The following is a 17,004-nucleotide window of genomic DNA, read 5'->3' as shown; positions in this document are numbered from 1 at the left end:
AAGAACATCAATAACTTTGAAAATGTTAGAGAGTACTGAAATCCCTTTCGTTACTTTGTCTGTAGTTGTTGTTTGTTTTTCTGATGTTGCTAGTTAGTTAAGTGTAATGTTAACCTTACCAGAAGACCCATTGTTGATGGTAATATCCATCCCCTCATTCGCTTTCTTTGTGATATTTCCCATCATCGCTAGGATTTAACTCGATACACTGTGTACCAAGAGTTTTTTCCTTGATGGAAATTCAATCAAATGCCATCCTAAAGGGTGGCATTTATTCTACTTTGATGGTTTAACCAATTTAGTCATTTTTTGACAAAATCTTTGCAAGAGTTTAATTTTGATAGATATAATACTTAAAAAGTATCTGGAGGAGAAATTTTTAATTTTTCAGCTCCAATCTAATTTAAAGTAAGCAGATAAAGAATTATTAAATGGCAGACAAATATAACTTAATCTTGAAGTTTTTTTGTAAAGTGAAATGAAGAGTAAACAAATTTCTATTAAACGGGAATTGAGGAGATTAAAAACATAGTAAATGGTAATTCTGAAAAGGCGATAAATTAGAAAAGAATAGCTACTTTCTTTTGGTGAATTTAGGTTACTAGAGATGTTAAGTTCTAATTCTTCCTATCAAGGTTCATCAAAAGGAACAAATAAAAAAAGCCTTTCTGCATATTGCAAAAAGGCTTTTGGGAGTGGTCTCGTAGGGATTCGAACCCCAAACCTCCTGATCCGTAGTCAGGTGCTCTATCCAATTGAGCTACGAAACCGTGTTGTTTTAATCTTTTTCCCGTTGTTTGGGACTGCAAAGGTAGTAGGTTATTTTTCTAATCCAAAACAAAAAAGTAGAAAAATTTAAACTTTTTTGTAAGTTTCTGATTTTTAATAGTTTAAAAATGGATTTTTTTTACTGATTTAGAAGGAATAAGAAATTAAGTAAAAAATACCTCACTTACCGAAGTAAGTGAGGTATTCTACATATTGCAAAAAGGCTTTTTTGTTGTGGTTCGTAGGGATTCGAACCCACAATCTACTGATTTGTAATTGCCGAAATCCGATAACCGAAATCCGACATCAATTAATATATTTTCTCTTTCTGCTCTTTTACTTTTGCATCAGTGATATAGTCATCAAAGTTCATCAACTTGTCTAAATAGCCTTTTGAACCAAGTTCAAGGATACGGTTGGCTACTGTCTGAGTAAGTTGGTGGTCATGACAAGTAAATAAAATAGTTCCTGTAAAATCAACCATCCCGTTGTTCAAAGCGGTAATTGATTCTAAGTCTAAGTGGTTGGTTGGTTCATCAAAAATGGCAACATTAGCGCCCGAAAGCATCATTCTTGAGAACATACAACGTTGTTTTTCACCCCCAGAAATTACTGTACATTTTTTCAAAGCTTCATCACCAGAGAATAACATTCTTCCCAAGAATCCACGAATAAATGATTCATCTTTTTCTGTTGAATATTGACGCAACCAATCTACTAAATTCAAAGAACTATCTTCAAAATACTTCGCATTGTCGTTAGGTAAATAAGATTGGGTTGTGGTTACTCCCCATTTATATGTTCCTTCATCGGCAGTACGTTCGCCCATTAAAACATCGAACAAAGCACTTACAGCCAAAGAATCACGAGAAAGTACTGCTAATTTATCGCCTTTTGTTAAAGTAAATGATACGTCTTTGAATAAGTAACCGCCTTCAGGATTTTTTACTGATAAGCCTTCAACTGATAATAATTGGTCGCCTGCTTCACGTTCTGGCTTAAAGTTGATAAACGGATAACGTCTTGATGATGGCTTAATATCTTCAACTTGTAATTTATCCAACATTTTCTGACGAGAAGTAGCTTGTTTTGACTTCGCTACGTTGGCAGAGAAACGACGAATGAATTCTTCTAATTCTTTACGTTTTTCGTCCGTTTTCTTGTTTTGGTCAGCACGTTGGCGAGCTGCTAATTGTGATGATTCGTACCAGAAAGTATAAGTACCACCATACAATTGAATTTTTCCGAAATCTAAATCGGCAATATGCGTACAAACGTTGTCAAGGAAGTGACGGTCGTGAGAAACAACAATTACGGTATTTTTGAAGTTTGTCAAGAAGTTTTCTAACCAAAGGATAGACTCAATGTCTAAGTTGTTGGTAGGCTCATCTAATAACAAAATATCTGGTGAACCAAACAACGCTTGTGCTAAAAGCACTTTCACTTTTTCAGAACCCGAAACGTCTTTCAATAAAGTATAATGCAAATCTTCTTTGATGCCCAAACCACTTAGCAATTGTCCTGCTTCCGATTCTGCTTCCCAACCATTCATTTCAGCAAATTCCGCTTCAAGGTCAGCAGCACGGTTTCCATCTTCTTCTGTAAAATCTTCCTTCAAATAAATGGCATCTTTTTCAACCATAATATCATAAAGACGCTTATTTCCCATGATAACCGCTTGTAAAACAGGTACATCTTCATATTCAAAGTGGTTCTGTTTTAACATTGACATACGTTCTCCGGGATTCATCGTTACTGAACCTGTTTGAGATTCGATTTCTCCAGATAGAATCTTTAAAAAAGTAGATTTCCCAGCACCGTTGGCTCCGATGAGACCATAGCAGTTACCTTCTACAAATTTGATATTTACTTCTTCAAAAAGTACCCGTTTACCAAAACGGAGTGATACATTTGATACGTTTAGCATTATTGTAATTATTATTGCTGGATATAGACATCAACAATCGGAAATTGTTCAGTCATCTTGTTGTAGTTGATTAAAAACTGATGAATCAACTATTTTGTACAAAAAATACATACAAAATTACGACAAAGCGCTGAATTGACACGATAAAAAGCTGAGATTAAGAAATTATTATTAAGGTTTTAGGATTGAGAAGTAGAGGAGTAGAAAAAGAAATTGATTTCGGAATTTATAAATCCTTCACCAAAGCAGTCAAAGCCTGAACCGTTGGAGAAACTTTACTTGCTTTATAACACATCGCTTGGGCAATAGCTACTTCTAAAAATGGCGAGCCGTCGGCATTGACCAAAGCTTTGCAAACTACGCCTTGTACTCTGGAAGCATCATAAAAAGAAGGTACAAAAGCGATGCCTACGCCCAAACTTACCAAACCGCCCAACAATTCAATCGACGATACTTCTTGTACAATAAACGACTCCCGACTAAAACCTGCTTTTCGGCACATTTGCTCAATGTCTTCAAAAACCGTGTGTAAAGATTTATTGATTTCAATCCATTTTTCATTTTTCAATTGTGCCAAACGAAGGTTTTCGGCTTGTGCCAATGGATGATTTTCTGAAAGCATTACTTTTAAATAGCCCGTTTTGAAAGGAGTTTCTACCAAACTGTTGTGTTTTAAAGGCAAAAGTGTAATGCCCAAATCTATACTTTCATTATTCAAAGCATCTTGTACCGCTAAAAATGTAGGAAGTTCTACCAATTTTATTTCTATTTCTGGAAAATTGGTGGCAAATACTTTCATAATTTCTACCACACGAGTACGAATCATCATTCTGTAAATGCCTAAAGTAATTTCTTTTTGTTGTTTCCCTATTCGTCGAGCAGTTTCAATTGCCTTGTTACTACTTTCCAAAATATGTTTTGCTTCGTTCAGAAAAGCGTTGCCTGCTTCTGTCAGAGCTACTCTTCTGAATTGTGTTCTCTGTACTTTTATGAATAAATCTATGCCGATTTCGTCTTCTAATAATTGTATTTGTTGGCTCAAAGCAGGCTGAGAAACATGTAATTTTTCCGATGCTCGTCCAAAATGTAATTCCTCCGCCACTGCTACAAAGTACTTTAATTGTCTTAATTCCATTTCCAATAAGTTTTTCTTATAACAATATTAAAAATAAATATTGGACTAAACGAAGTATATTTTAGATTTTTGATTGATAATTCGCTAAAAAACTATGAATGTCAATTTAAACAAGATGTACAAAGCTATCTTTTCATCACTTCTAATAACTTTTTTGAATCTTAATACTTTTGCTCAGGGCAATCAGCCCGAAGCACCAGGTTTAGCTTTTGTTTGCGAACTAAAAGTATTGCTGAAACCAGCTATTGTGGTTGGTGAAACACCTCATGGTTTACGAAGAATTATTCCTATAACTGGAGGAACTTTTGAAGGTCCAAGTATCAAGGGCAAAATTTTAGAAGGCGGTGCCGACTGGCAAATTGTAAGAAAAGATGGCGTTGCCGAATTGGAAGCACATTACCAAATCCAAACTGAGGATGGTGTAACGATTTATATCAAAAACACAGGCTTACGAGTAGCAACCCCTGAAATTGCTGCAAAAATTGCCAAAGGAGAAAGTGTTTCTCCAAACGATTATTATTTCAGAGCAGTACCAAAATTCGATGCTCCTGCTGGAAAATACGAATGGATGAACAACGCCATTTTTATCTGTAAAGGCATCCGAAACCCTGATAGCGTAAGCATACAGGTTTGGAAAGTTCTTTAATTGTGATTGAGTGAATTGTGAATGAGTGAATGATTTTAAAAAAAATAAAAATCACTAACTCACTCAATCACTAATTCACAACTAAATAAATCACAATTCACTAAATCACTAACTGAATATGAATATCCCTGAATCGCTGATTGTTGAGCAGCAAGATGAAATACTTTTAGTAAAAATCAATCGTCCTAAAAAGCGAAATGCTATTAATGACGAACTCATTTTGGGTTTGGAAACAGTTTTTTCTGCCATTCCCAAAGGCGTGAAATGTGCAGTGCTTTATGGCGAAGGACAACATTTTAGTGCTGGTTTAGACCTTTCGGAATTGCGTGAAAGAGACATTGTAGAAGGTTTACAACATTCACGAATGTGGCATCGTGCTTTAGAAAAAATCCAATTTGGTACTGTGCCAGTGGTAGCGGTAATTCATGGTGCTTGCGTAGGTGGAGGTTTGGAAATTGCTTCGGCTTGCCATATTCGAGTGGCTGAACAAAGTACTTTTTACGCTTTGCCCGAAGGTCAAAGAGGCATTTTTGTCGGCGGTGGTGCGTCGGTGAGATTACCCAAATTGATTGGTGCGGCTCGCATGGCGGATATGATGTTTACGGGAAGAGTAATTTCTGCCGAAGAAGGAATTTTAATGGGTTTTTCACAATACTTAGTTTCTGAAAACAAAGGTTTAGAAAAGGGAATTGAATTGGCAAAAAAGATTTCATTGAATGCCGAAATGACCAATTATGCTTTGATGCACGTGTTGCCAAGAATTGTAGATTCTGGTGCTTCAGAGGGTTTGATGATGGAATCTTTGATTTCGACGATTGCCGCTTCATCGCCAGAAGCCAAAAAACGTTTGGGCGATTTTCTGGAAGGAAGAGCGAAAAAGGTAGGTGAGAATTAGATATGAAATTTGAATTATGAATTATGACCGATTGTTGTTTTTGGATTTCAGATGTCGGATTTATCGAACGAATTCTTTTAATGAATTTTATCCAAAATCAGAAAACTCAAATCCGAAATAGTCTTTCATAATTACTCATTTCAATCTATACAACCATTTCATAATTACTAATTCAAAATTCATATCTAATTACAATGTTTAAAAACATCCATTTTGGACCAACAGCGACAAAAAAGACGATTCGGGAAGATGGTTCTATTCTGCTGAATTTGGAACAAGCATTAGAGGAATTTCCAGAAAAAATTACTCAAAAATTAGTGCATTGGGCTGAAAATAAACCCGATGAAGTTTTTATCGCAAGAAGAAACGCACAAAATAAGTGGGTAAAACTAACATATTCGGCTACGCTGAACCAAGTAAAATCTATTGCTCAATACTTGTTGAAGCTCAATTTTTCAGCAGATGAAACCATTGTGATTTTATCTGAAAACAGTATTGAACACGCTTTATTGGCTTTGGCTGCCATGCACATTGGCATTCCTTACACGCCAATTTCTCCTGCATACTCTTTGGTTTCAAACGATTTAGGCAAATTACAACATTGCTTAGAACTGATGAATCCTCGTCTGGTTTTTGCACAAAATGGAAAAACGTTTGAAAAAGCTTTAGCCTTATCAAAAAACTTATTTCCCAATACTCAGCTCGTTTCGGTAGAGGCAAGTATTGAAATTGATTTTTCGGAATTAATCAACACACCTGCAAGCGAGGAAGTTGATTTGGCTTTTGATAAAGTCCATAAAGATTCCGTTGCCAAAATATTGTTTACTTCTGGTTCAACGGGTTTGCCCAAAGGCGTAATCAACACGCAACAAATGCTTTGTGCGAATTTGCAGCAAATCACACAAGCTTTTCCTTTTTTGGGCGAAGAAGCCCCTGTTTTTATCGACTGGCTACCGTGGAATCATACTTTTGGGAGTAATCATAATTTTGGTTTAATCCTCTACAATGGCGGAACGCTTTATATAGACGACGGTAAACCAACGCCAAAAGGTATAGAAATTACGGTACAAAATCTACGAGAAATTTCGCCAACGGCTTACTTCAATGTTCCCAAAGGTTTTGAAATGTTGATTCCTTATTTTGAAAAAGAGCCAACTTTAAGAAGTACTTTCTTTCAAAAATTAAATATTTGTTTTTATGCAGGAGCAAGTTTGGCTCAACCTGTTTGGAACAAAATGGAAGAATTATCTATAGAAACGCTTGGTGAAAAAATACCAATTATTACGGGTTTGGGTTGTACAGAATCGGGTCCTTCTGCTCTTTTCGCTAATTGGGGCGGTAGTTATTCGGGTTTATTGGGTGTTCCGATTGCAGGTTTAGCAGTAAAATTGGTAGCCGATGGCGATAAAATGGAAGTGCGTTACAAAGCACCCAACGTAACAAAAGGTTATTGGAGAAATCCAGAAGCGACCCAAAAAGCATTTGATGAAGAAGGATTTTATAAAACTGGCGACGCTGTAAAATTTGTAGATGAAAATTGCCCTGATAAAGGTTTGATTTTCGATGGCAGAATTGCCGAAGATTTTAAACTTTCAACGGGTACTTGGGTAAATGTGGGCGTTTTGAAATCGAAAATTGTTTCAACTGGCTCGCCTGTAGTGCAAGATGTGGTGATTGCAGGTTTGGACAAAGAGTATATCGGCATCATTTTATTTCTGAATGCAGACGCTTGTAGAAGTTTGATTGGCGAGGAATTAAGCAACGAAGAAGCTTTTCAACATCAAAAAATAAAAGAATTTGTTGATGAACTATTAATCAAACTCAACAAAACAGCCACAGGAAGTTCCACTCGAATCGAAAAAGCTGTGGTAGCCATTGAAGCACCTTCGATAGAAGTAGGCGAAATTACCGACAAAGGTTCGCTAAATCAAAGAGCAGTTTTGAAACATCGAGCTGAAATTGTTAAAAGGTTGTTTGAATAAAGACCTCACCCCCAACCCCCTCTCCTGCTGAGAGGGGAGCTTTGAGAGCTAAAAAAGCCCCCTCTTTGCAGGAGAGGGGGTTGGGGGTGAGGTTTTATTACGATAAAATTTGTTCACTAACATAGTTTTCTAAAAACATGAACATACAAAATAAAACTTTCATCGTTACGGGCGGAGCTTCTGGCTTGGGCTTGGCTACGGCAAAAATGGTGATTGACAATGGTGGAAACGCTGTTTTGCTCGACATCAATGCCAAAGCTGGTGAAGAGGCTGAAAGTACTTTAGGAAAAAAAGCTCGTTTTGTTCAAGCAGATGTAGCTGACGAAGCGAGTGTACAAAATGTTATCGACACCGCTATCAGTACTTTTGGTGCTTTGCATGGTGCTATTTCTTGTGCGGGTATCGGACCGGGCGAAAGAGTAATTGGTAAAAATGGACCACATTCTTTAGCCAATTTTACCAGAACGATTACGATAAATCTTATCGGTACTTTCAACGTCATTCGATTAGTTTCGGCTGTTTTACAAAACAATCCGACCGAAGAAAGTGGCGAAAGAGGTATCATTATTTCAACGGCTTCGGTAGCGGCTTTTGATGGACAAATTGGTCAGGCTGGATATTCCGCTTCAAAAGGTGGCATTGTTGCCATGACTTTACCGATTGCCCGTGAGTTAGCTCGCTTTGGTATCAGAGTAATGACTATCGCTCCGGGAACTTTTGAAACGCCATTATTGGCTGGTTTGCCCGAAGACATTCGTATTTCTTTGGGGCAACAAGTACCTTTTCCATCCAGATTAGGCAGACCCGAAGAATTTGCGTCTTTGGCAAAACATATTATTGAAAATCAAATGCTAAACGGAGAAGTCATCCGATTGGATGGTGCAATTCGTATGACGGCGAAATAGATGTGTAGCTATAAGCTTTGAGAAATGAGCCGTGAGCTATGAGTTTTAAAACTGAAATAAATACTTATGGCTACTAAAACTAAAAAACTTAGGCTCATGGCTTACAGTCAAAAATCTCATTACTGAAAATCTAAAACCAGAAGCTCAAGGCTCATTGCTCACAGCTTAAAGCTAAAAGCTAAAATAACATGAAAAAAATACTCTTTCTTCTCTTCATTGCTCATTTTGCAATGGCTCAAAATATCGCCAAGATTGACTCTGGCTCAATCAATCAAGCGAAGTATAGAATTCTTTTTCCTCAGAATTGGAAAGGGAAATTAGTCATGTACGCTCATGGCTATGAATTTATGGGAACGAGACCTTTTCAAAGTCAGAATCCAGAGTTTTTAACTCGAATGCAGCCATTTTTAGAAAGAGGTTTTGCTGTAGCTGCTTCCGACTATCAGTATCAAGGTTTTGCGTTACCGCAAGGTGTTGATGATACAGAAGCTCTTCGTCAGTACTTTGTTTCAAAATATGGTCAACCAGATTCAACTTTTATGGTCGGTCATTCGATGGGCGGAGGCATTACTTTGGCTACCATTGAAAATCTTGGTAAAAATTATAATGGAGCATTGCCACTTTGTCCGCTGTCAAGTCGCCCGTATTTACAGTGTAGAAAAGAATTTGATATGTACGCTACTTTCAATGGTTTGTTCCCGAATGTAGTTGCTTCGCTTTCAGAAATATTCGACCTTTCAAAACCTTATCAAGCTCAAGCTCCGAACCGAATGATGGCTAAAGTAATGGGTATCAAAAAGGCAATTATTGCAAAAGACTCGGCTTTGGCGGTTGCTTTTGCTAAACGTTTTGATTTGAAATTAGACGATTTACCTTTCTCTTTATTTTTCAATGAAAATGTGTTGAGAGATGTCGCACAAAAAGCACAAGGGAATCCATTCGATAATACGAATACTTTGTACAGCGGTTTTCCAGATAATTTATTGGTCAATCAAAAAGCAGAACGTTTGCCAGCAACGGCAAATCCTGATGTGATTTTTTCAAAATACGACCGCTCAGGAAATATTAATGTTCCAACGGTTTTGATGCACACCGTTTACGACCAATTGATTCCTGCTACTTATGGTGTTGTGAATTTTGAAAACATGGTTCATCAACAACATAAAGACCAGTACTTTACCGTAAAATATACCAACGGACAAGGACATTGCAACTTTACACCAAAACAAACTGGAAAAGCTTTTGACGAATTGCGTACTTGGGTAAAAACAGGCAGTAAGGCAAAAGCTGGATTTGTGGAATAGGAAAGTTCAAAATTAATCTGAATAAATAATTTTTATTGTAGTCCGATAATGAATTTATACTGTTTGAGCGGAGCGAGTTTATAAATTCTTGATTTTCTTTTGTTACTTTTCTTGTATCAAGACAAGAAAAGTAAGGTCTTACGAAGGAGATTTTTATTTTAAGATAAGCCTTTTGATACTTGAAAGATAAAAGAAAAACCGATTTGATTTTAGGCTAGAAAACTAGTAAGCGTAATCATTAATTTAAAAAACGTTTTTTTAATTTTATCAAAATGCAGTCATTCACCATCAATGAATCTTTTCCTATGAATGCGTGGTATGCCGCCGCATGGGATTTTGAAGTAAAAAATACCTTATTGCATCGTAAAGTATGTAATAAGCCTATTTTATTATACAGGAAAAAAGATGGAACTCCCGTTGCTTTAGAAGATGCTTGTTGGCATAGACTATTGCCATTATCAAAAGGAAAACTGAAAAATGATACTGTCATTTGTGGCTATCATGGTTTGGAATACAATAGCGATGGGCGTTGCACACACATGCCTTCGCAAGAAACGATTAATCCTTCTGCTTGCGTAAGAGCTTATCCCGTAGTTCAAAAATATAGATACGTTTGGGTATGGATGGGCAATCCTGCACTTGCTGATGTCGCTAAAATTCCTGATTTGCATTGGAACGACGACCCAGATTGGGCGGGCGATGGCAAAATGATTGAAGTAAAATGTAACTACCGTTTGGTGGTTGATAACTTGATGGATTTAACGCACGAAACCTTTGTGCATTCAGAAAGTATTGGTGATGAACATGTAACGGAAGCTCCTTTTGATGTTTTTCACGATGAAAATACTGCTACTGTTTCAAGATGGATGCTTGGCATTGACCCGCCACCATTTTGGAAAAGTCAGCTTAACAAGAAAATCAAAACGGATGAAAAAGTAGATAGATGGCAAATCATCAATTTTCAAGCTCCTTGTACAGTTACGATAGATGTTGGCGTCGCTCTTGCAGGTACGGGTGCTCCCGAAGGTGACCGTTCGCAAGGAGTAAATGGCTATGTGTTGAACACCATTACGCCAATGACCAGCCAAACTTGTATGTATTTTTGGGCTTTCAGCAGAAACTATAACGTAAAAGACCAAAGTAATACTACAGAGTTAAGAGATGGTGTTTCGAGAATCTTTTTTCAAGATGAACTCATACTCGAAGCACAACAAATTGCCATCAATGAAAACCCCAATCGTGAATTTTATAATTTGAATATTGATGCTGGAGCGATGTGGTCAAGGAGAATCACTGACAAAATGGTAGAAGCTGAACAACAAAAAAATCAATAAATTCGATGAGGTTTAGAAATAACTGGATAGATGCTAAAGTGTCAGCTATTGAAGATAAAGCGAACAATGTAAGGCAAATTACGTTGAAACCCATTGATGCCGCATTATCATTTACGGTGGGTTCACACATTGATGTTTCTGTTATCATCAATGATAAACCAGAAATAAGAAGTTATTCACTTATTGGAACACAACCGACCGATGGTGCTTATACCATAGCCGTAAAAAGATTGGAAGCCAGTAGAGGAGGCTCTAAATATATGTGGACGTTGGAAGTAGATAACCAAATTAAAATATCACAACCTTCCAATCATTTTGAATTGAGTTATGGAGTAAGCAATTATTTATTAATTGCTGGAGGCATCGGAATTACGCCACTCGTTGGAATGGCAGAAGAAATTAAAAAGAAAGGTCTGGCGACTGTGAATATGATTTATGTAGGAGTAAATCCAGCCGAAATGCCTTATATAGATAGATTAAAAGCAGTTTTAGAAAACAACTTGCATCTTCATTTTAGCGATACTGATGGATTGTATGATGTAAATAGAATCTTTGAATTAACCAATAAAAACACGGGCGTGTACTTATGTGGACCATTGGGTTTTATGAATGCCATTCGGAAAGTATGGGAAAACAGTCCTTTTGAAAATACTAATTTGAGGTATGAAACCTTTGGTGCATCGGGACTTTTTGCTCCTCAAACATTTAAAGTAAAGTTGCCACGCTTTAACCGTGAAATTGAAGTTGCTGAAAATCAAAGTATGCTAAAAGCACTCGAAGAAGCTGGTATTGATGTTATGTATGATTGTCAAAAAGGAGAATGTGGTTTATGCCAAGTAAATATTTTGGAATGTACAGGCGCTATTGACCATCGTGATTTCTTTTTTAGTGAAAAACAAAAACAGCAAAACAAAAAAATGTGTGCTTGTGTAAGTAGAGTCGCTAATGGAGACTTAGTGATTGATACTTCTTACAGAGGGAAAGTATAAATAAAATTTTGTAATAAAAATGATAATATGCTGAAAATATGATAGATATAAATAAAGTAATTGCCCTAGATGTACATACTCATGCAGAAGTATCTTGTTGTCAACCGCACGACGATTATCGTTCGGAGTTTGACGAGGCTTTTGCAAAGTACTTTAAATCAAGTAAACGTCCGACAATTCAGGAAACTGCCGATTATTATCGAGAGCATAATATGGCTTTGGTCATGTTTACGATAGATGCTGAATTTGAAATTGGTAAAAAACGCATTCCCAATATCGAAGTAGCCGAGGGAGCATTGAAAAATGATGATGTGATGATTGCTTTCGCCAGTATCGACCCACACAAAGGACGAATGGGAGCAAGAGAAGCTCGTGATTTAATAGAAAATTATGGTGTGAAAGGCTTTAAATTTCACCCGACAGTACAAGGTTTTTATCCACAAGATAAAATGGCGTATCATTTATACGAAGTAATTGCTGAGTATAAATTACCTATGCTTTTTCATTCAGGTCATTCGGGTTTTGGCAGTGGCGTGCGTGGAGGTGGCGGACTTCGTTTGGAGTATTCAAACCCGATACACTTGGATGACGTAGCGATTGATTTTCCAGATTGTCCTATCATTATTGCACATCCAAGTTGGCCTTGGCAAGATGAAGCTCTTTCAGTAGCCATGCACAAACCTAATGTGTATATTGATTTAAGTGGCTGGTCGCCGAAGTATTTTCCCAAACAACTGATTCAATATGCCAATACGATGCTGAAAGACAGAATGCTTTTTGGAACGGATTTTCCTTTGATTACGCCCGAAAGATGGATGAAAGATTTCGATGAAGCAGGTTTTAAAGAAGAAGTTAAGCCTTTGATTTTGAAAGAAAATGCGATTAAAATGTTGGGCTTGCGCTGAGACACAAGATGCAAGAGACAAGAAGCAAGAATTTTTGAATTTGAGATTTTAGGACTTTAAGAAAAATGATTCAAGAAGCAAGAAAAAAGACTAAATAAGCCTAAAAGCTGAAAGCTCACGGCTCAAAGCTCACAACTTATCACCCTAACTAACTATGAAAAATGACGCTTGAAAATATAATTAATCGAAACTCCATGACGGGGCTGCAATACGCTACCATTGTCATTTGCTTTGTAATGAATATGCTAGATGGTATGGATGTAATGGTGATTTCATACACTGCACCCGCCATCGCCAAAGCTTGGGATACAAGTCCACAAGCATTAGGCATCGTATTTAGTTCTGGTTTAGTCGGGATGACCTTCGGGGCGATACTTTTAGCTCCTTATGCCGACAAAATTGGGAGAAAATCCATGATTTTATTGAGTGCAATTTTAATGGGAAGTACGATTTTTCTTACTTCTTTTGCTACTTCAATTTCCTATTTATTGCTTTGCAGATTCATCAGCGGTTTAGGAATCGGAAGTATGTTGGCAAGTACGGCTTCACTTACAGCAGAATATACGCCCAACAAAACCAAAGATTTTTGGGTAAGTTTTGTCATTTCTGGTTATCCTGTCGGAGCAGTTTTATCGGGTTTAGTAGCGGCTAAAATCATTCCTCAATATGGTTGGACAATTATGTTTCAGGTCGCAGGCTATGCTACTTTGGTAGCTATTCCATTGATTTACTTTTTCTTAGCTGAATCCTTATCGTTTTATTTAAAGGCACAGCCTAAATTTGCTCTTGGTAAAATTAATCAGATTTTACTTCAAATGGGTGTTGATACATTGGTCGTTTTACCGGATAAGCCAAGCGAGCAGCATAGCAAATCCATCAAATCATTGATGACGAAAACCTATAAAATTCCCACGATTCAATTATGGGTTGCCTTGTTTTTAGCTTTCGCCACTTTGTACTTTCTGACAAGTTGGATTCCGAAACTAGCCACCAACGCAGGACTTTCAATTGAATTAGCCATTTATTCGGGAACAGTTTTCAATGTTGGTGCATTCATTGGCATCATCACACAAGGATATTTTTCAAGTAAGTTTGGTTTGAAAAACACTATCGGAGTATTCTTAATCCTCACGGCAATCTTGATGGCAGTTTTCCAATTGTTTATTGGTTCAGATATTTTACTCTTTATTTTGGGCTTATTGGGTTTTGGGATTCAAGGCGGTTTTGTCGGACTTTATGCCGTTGCAGCAAGAATGTATCCAACAGAATTCAGAACTACTGGCGTGGGTTGGTCAATAGGCATCGGTCGTTTGGGCGGAATCATTGGTCCAGCTTTGGGTGGAATTTTGATTGGCATGGGACTTTCGATGAGTGCCAACTTTTTAATATACGCTATTCCAACAGTTTTTGCAGGAATTATGACTTTGTATCTTTCTTCTAAAGAAATTAGTTAAATTATGAATTTTGAATTAATGTAATGACGATAAAATATTACCGTTTGAGGGCAAGGTATTTTAGGTAATGATACAAAATAGAACTCTAATAAACCTTGTCGCTCAACATTGGGCATTATTGGATTAGTTACTGTTGATAAATTTGTAGAGACAGAGGATTGTTGTGGTGTATCCTTAAAATAAATATTCTTTTTACAAAACTCTTCGAAATGTCTTTCCGAATATCTCGAAGAGTTTATTCTTTTTTAATAATCGATTTCCAAATGGATAATATTCTACTTGTTCTAGCTTTTGAACTTGATGATTCTAAATTTGAAGATATTTCTTCCTCTATATAAGGACGTTTTAAAAGCATGGAAATAGATGCTTGTAAATATTTTTTCACTTCATTTTCTAAAGCTATTATTTCTTCTTTAATCTTTAAACGATTATCGAAAATATACACAATGTCTTCAAAATCGCTATTTAATCGATAATCACCTCCATGTCTGTTTGAAATCAGTGCTTCAAATTTTGAAGCGAGAAATAAGTCAAGAGGAAAGATTTGAATATTTAGCTCATCATCCAAATGATAAGTTAAACTGTTTTGTAGTCCTTCTTTATACCAAATATTGGTGAATCCTAAAATATTATCATCATCAGGCATAATATCAACAACAATATCATGATAAATATAACGACAAATAACCCCAGAAAATACATCGTTTTGGAAACCCATAGTTCGTAGTTTTTCTTCTAAAATAACGTAAGAACCTTTGTTGTGAAGTTCTACAACAACATCAACATCGTTCGTTGGTCGTACTTCTGCTCTAGCCGGGTCATCGCAATAAAGTTCAACAACAGCACCTCCGACAAAGACGATTTTATTCGTCAAATTGTTAAATGCTTCTGCTAATACTTTTATTCTTACAATATTATGATAACTATTCTTCATACTGATAAAATTCGTTTTTCTAATTCCTGTGTAGCAATATTTACGATTCTGGCAGTTCCTGTTCTGATAGCATCAACCAAGGCTAAGAGTTCATAAAGCTTTTTGTTATTTTCTACAATATCTGGAACTGTGTGATATAATGGGACAATAGATTGCCCTCTTACTTCACCTGCTGGGTTTTCCCAAACATAGAGCTCATCAGAAATAATACTTTTCGCAAGAGGCATTGCAGAATGGGCTGTAGGTACGCCTCTTACCAATGCCCCTGGATGTGTAGGAAAAACATACTTTAGACCGTTTAATAGAAATGCCAAGAATGCTTTTTGATTAATTTTTTTAGTTTTTATATCGGCAATTAGCCCTGCGAACTCTGATCTTCTTAAAGATTCAGAAACTTCTGCTTCGCTCATTTTTAGACTGTATGCAATATTTTTATTTTGATATGAGCCATTGTTCTGTAAGTCAGATGGTTTATTGTCCTCATTATTAGACAATTTCATAGATATTAAGTCTAATATAATAACTACGTCTTGTGGACGCATTCCATTATGTTTTTTCATAAGAATTTAATGTATGTTTAGAAAAACTTAGCATTAATATATGCAAAGATATAATAATTCATGATTTGCAAATCGCAAATCATGAATTATTTGACAAACAAAAAAGCTGTTCTAAATTTTCATTCGGAACAGCTTTCTTTGTTTACTTGGTTTTATAATGTACTTCTGATAAAGCTCTAAGTACTGCAGCACTTTTTTCTGCCGTGATGTCTCTTTGTGGATTGGCTAACATTTCGTAACCGACCATAAATTTCTTGACAGTCGCCGAACGTAATAATGGCGGATAAAATACAAAATGCCAATGCCATTCGTCATGTGCTTCACCGTCGGTTGGGGCTTGGTGAACGCCAGCAGAGTAGGGGAATGATGTTTCAAAAAGATTGTCATAACGAACAGTCAATCTTTTATAAGCATTCGCAAATGCGTCTTTTTCAGCATCAGTCATGTCCGAAATTCTTGCCATTTTACGTTTCGGAACAATCATCGTTTCAAATGGCCAAACCGCCCAATAAGGTACTAAGGCTACAAAATGCTCATTTTCAAAAAGTACTCTTTCTTGCTTGATTAATTCTTTTTCTACATAATCAGCCAATAAAGAGCGTTGATTTTTTTGCCAATACTTTAATTGCGAAATTTGCTTTTTCATCGGTTCGTCTGGGATTGACGACGAAGCCCAAATCTGTCCATGCGGATGTGGGTTCGAACAACCCATCACAAAACCTTTGTTCTCGAAAATCTGCACGTAATTGATGAAATCTTTTCCGCCGAGCGTCAAATACTCATCAACCCAAGCATCCACTACTTTTCTAATGGCAGTTTCTTCCATTTCTGGAACGGTCAAATCGTGACGAGGCGAGAAACAAATTACTCTTCCCAAACCTCTTTCTGTTGCTGCTTTGAAAAGTTCGTCTTCTTCAAAACTGTGTGGAGGAGTATCTTCCAACAAAGCCGCAAAATCGTTATTGAAAATATAAACGTCTTGGTAATCTGGATTTACTTCGCCATTCATCCGAGTGTTGGTCGGACATAAATAACAAGTTTCGTCATAAGCGGGACGGTCGTCGCCAGCCACTTTTTCTACTTGTCCTTGCCACGGACGTTTCGCACGGTGTGGCGAAACTAATACCCAACTGTCTGTCAGCGGGTTATATCTTTTGTGAGGATGCTCTTCAAAAATTGAATTCATTGTTTTTGGCTGTAAGCTATGAGCTATGAGCTATGAGCTATGAGTTTTCTACTCTAAAAGCTCATAGCTCAAGGCTCGTA

Annotated in this window: 14 protein-coding genes and 1 tRNA gene; 9 read left to right on the top strand and 6 right to left on the bottom strand. The window is 36.7% G+C overall.

Going from position 1 to position 17,004, the window contains the following annotated elements; all coding sequences use genetic code 11:
* Positions 1-696 precede the first annotated feature (696 nt).
* The 3 genes from ABID42_RS09945 to ABID42_RS09935 all read right to left on the bottom strand — a co-directional run bounded on the left by ABID42_RS09945 (position 697) and on the right by ABID42_RS09935 (position 3,830).
* Positions 697-770, bottom strand: a tRNA-Arg gene (locus ABID42_RS09945).
* A 308-nt stretch (positions 771-1,078) separates the two neighbouring features.
* A complete protein-coding gene (locus ABID42_RS09940) occupies positions 1,079-2,695 on the bottom strand; it encodes an ABC-F family ATP-binding cassette domain-containing protein (protein ID WP_367283532.1) in 1,617 nt (538 codons plus the stop codon).
* Positions 2,696-2,921: 226 nt separating this feature from the next.
* On the bottom strand, positions 2,922-3,830 hold the full coding sequence (locus ABID42_RS09935; protein ID WP_367283531.1) for a LysR family transcriptional regulator: 909 nt from the start codon (positions 3,828-3,830) through the stop codon (positions 2,922-2,924).
* Positions 3,831-3,945: 115 nt separating this feature from the next.
* Between ABID42_RS09935 and ABID42_RS09930 the strand changes: the two genes are divergently transcribed.
* The 9 genes from ABID42_RS09930 (at position 3,946) to ABID42_RS09890 (ending at position 14,244) form a co-directional block, all read left to right on the top strand.
* A complete protein-coding gene (locus ABID42_RS09930; protein ID WP_367283530.1) occupies positions 3,946-4,476 on the top strand; it encodes a DUF3237 domain-containing protein in 531 nt (176 codons plus the stop codon).
* Positions 4,477-4,594: 118 nt separating this feature from the next.
* The gene (locus ABID42_RS09925) at positions 4,595-5,371 is read left to right on the top strand and encodes a crotonase/enoyl-CoA hydratase family protein (protein ID WP_367283529.1); all 777 of its coding nucleotides are present in this window, start codon (positions 4,595-4,597) and stop codon (positions 5,369-5,371) included.
* Positions 5,372-5,565: 194 nt separating this feature from the next.
* A complete protein-coding gene (locus ABID42_RS09920) occupies positions 5,566-7,353 on the top strand; it encodes a feruloyl-CoA synthase (protein ID WP_367283528.1) in 1,788 nt (595 codons plus the stop codon).
* 137 nt (positions 7,354-7,490) lie between these two features.
* Positions 7,491-8,258: a 3-hydroxyacyl-CoA dehydrogenase gene (locus ABID42_RS09915; RefSeq protein ID WP_367283527.1), complete on the top strand. Its 768-nt coding sequence runs from the start codon at positions 7,491-7,493 to the stop codon at positions 8,256-8,258.
* 188 nt (positions 8,259-8,446) lie between these two features.
* Positions 8,447-9,562, top strand: a complete 1,116-nt coding sequence (locus ABID42_RS09910; RefSeq protein ID WP_367283526.1) for an alpha/beta hydrolase family protein — start codon at positions 8,447-8,449, stop codon at positions 9,560-9,562.
* Between the two features lie 272 nt (positions 9,563-9,834).
* Entirely contained in the window at positions 9,835-10,896 is a 1,062-nt protein-coding gene (locus ABID42_RS09905) for an aromatic ring-hydroxylating dioxygenase subunit alpha (protein WP_367283525.1), read from the top strand.
* Positions 10,897-10,901: 5 nt separating this feature from the next.
* Entirely contained in the window at positions 10,902-11,885 is a 984-nt protein-coding gene (locus ABID42_RS09900; RefSeq protein WP_367283524.1) for a PDR/VanB family oxidoreductase, read from the top strand.
* Positions 11,886-11,923: 38 nt separating this feature from the next.
* Positions 11,924-12,790, top strand: a complete 867-nt coding sequence (locus tag ABID42_RS09895; protein WP_367283523.1) for an amidohydrolase family protein — start codon at positions 11,924-11,926, stop codon at positions 12,788-12,790.
* Between the two features lie 194 nt (positions 12,791-12,984).
* On the top strand, positions 12,985-14,244 hold the full coding sequence (locus ABID42_RS09890) for an MFS transporter (protein WP_367283522.1): 1,260 nt from the start codon (positions 12,985-12,987) through the stop codon (positions 14,242-14,244).
* A gap of 235 nt (positions 14,245-14,479) precedes the next feature.
* On the opposite strand, the gene ABID42_RS09885 is transcribed toward ABID42_RS09890, so the two are convergent.
* The 3 genes from ABID42_RS09885 to ABID42_RS09875 form a co-directional block, all read right to left on the bottom strand.
* Positions 14,480-15,178, bottom strand: a complete 699-nt coding sequence (locus ABID42_RS09885) for a hypothetical protein (RefSeq protein ID WP_367283521.1) — start codon at positions 15,176-15,178, stop codon at positions 14,480-14,482.
* Positions 15,175-15,720, bottom strand: a complete 546-nt coding sequence (locus tag ABID42_RS09880; protein WP_367283520.1) for a hypothetical protein — start codon at positions 15,718-15,720, stop codon at positions 15,175-15,177. Before ABID42_RS09880 ends, ABID42_RS09885 begins: the two co-directional genes overlap by 4 nt.
* Positions 15,721-15,880: 160 nt before the next feature.
* Complete coding sequence (locus ABID42_RS09875; RefSeq protein ID WP_367283519.1) at positions 15,881-16,924, bottom strand: UDP-glucose--hexose-1-phosphate uridylyltransferase; 1,044 nt, start codon at positions 16,922-16,924, stop codon at positions 15,881-15,883.
* Positions 16,925-17,004 lie beyond the last annotated feature (80 nt).

Source organism: Arcicella rosea, from assembly GCF_040543805.1.
GTDB classification, from domain to species: domain Bacteria; phylum Bacteroidota; class Bacteroidia; order Cytophagales; family Spirosomataceae; genus Arcicella; species Arcicella rosea.
This window is presented reverse-complemented; position numbering and strand designations above follow the sequence as displayed.

Coding starts and splice junctions, on each gene's coding strand:
- ABID42_RS09915 (WP_367283527.1), top strand. CDS start 7,491: ATGAACATACAAAATAAAACTTTCATCGTTACGGGCGGAGCTTCTGGC.
- ABID42_RS09940 (WP_367283532.1), bottom strand. CDS start 2,695: ATGCTAAACGTATCAAATGTATCACTCCGTTTTGGTAAACGGGTACTT.
- ABID42_RS09885 (WP_367283521.1), bottom strand. CDS start 15,178: ATGAAGAATAGTTATCATAATATTGTAAGAATAAAAGTATTAGCAGAA.
- ABID42_RS09930 (WP_367283530.1), top strand. CDS start 3,946: ATGTACAAAGCTATCTTTTCATCACTTCTAATAACTTTTTTGAATCTT.
- ABID42_RS09920 (WP_367283528.1), top strand. CDS start 5,566: ATGTTTAAAAACATCCATTTTGGACCAACAGCGACAAAAAAGACGATT.
- ABID42_RS09935 (WP_367283531.1), bottom strand. CDS start 3,830: ATGGAATTAAGACAATTAAAGTACTTTGTAGCAGTGGCGGAGGAATTA.
- ABID42_RS09875 (WP_367283519.1), bottom strand. CDS start 16,924: ATGAATTCAATTTTTGAAGAGCATCCTCACAAAAGATATAACCCGCTG.
- ABID42_RS09895 (WP_367283523.1), top strand. CDS start 11,924: ATGATAGATATAAATAAAGTAATTGCCCTAGATGTACATACTCATGCA.
- ABID42_RS09890 (WP_367283522.1), top strand. CDS start 12,985: ATGACGGGGCTGCAATACGCTACCATTGTCATTTGCTTTGTAATGAAT.
- ABID42_RS09925 (WP_367283529.1), top strand. CDS start 4,595: ATGAATATCCCTGAATCGCTGATTGTTGAGCAGCAAGATGAAATACTT.
- ABID42_RS09905 (WP_367283525.1), top strand. CDS start 9,835: ATGCAGTCATTCACCATCAATGAATCTTTTCCTATGAATGCGTGGTAT.
- ABID42_RS09910 (WP_367283526.1), top strand. CDS start 8,447: ATGAAAAAAATACTCTTTCTTCTCTTCATTGCTCATTTTGCAATGGCT.
- ABID42_RS09900 (WP_367283524.1), top strand. CDS start 10,902: ATGAGGTTTAGAAATAACTGGATAGATGCTAAAGTGTCAGCTATTGAA.
- ABID42_RS09880 (WP_367283520.1), bottom strand. CDS start 15,720: ATGCGTCCACAAGACGTAGTTATTATATTAGACTTAATATCTATGAAA.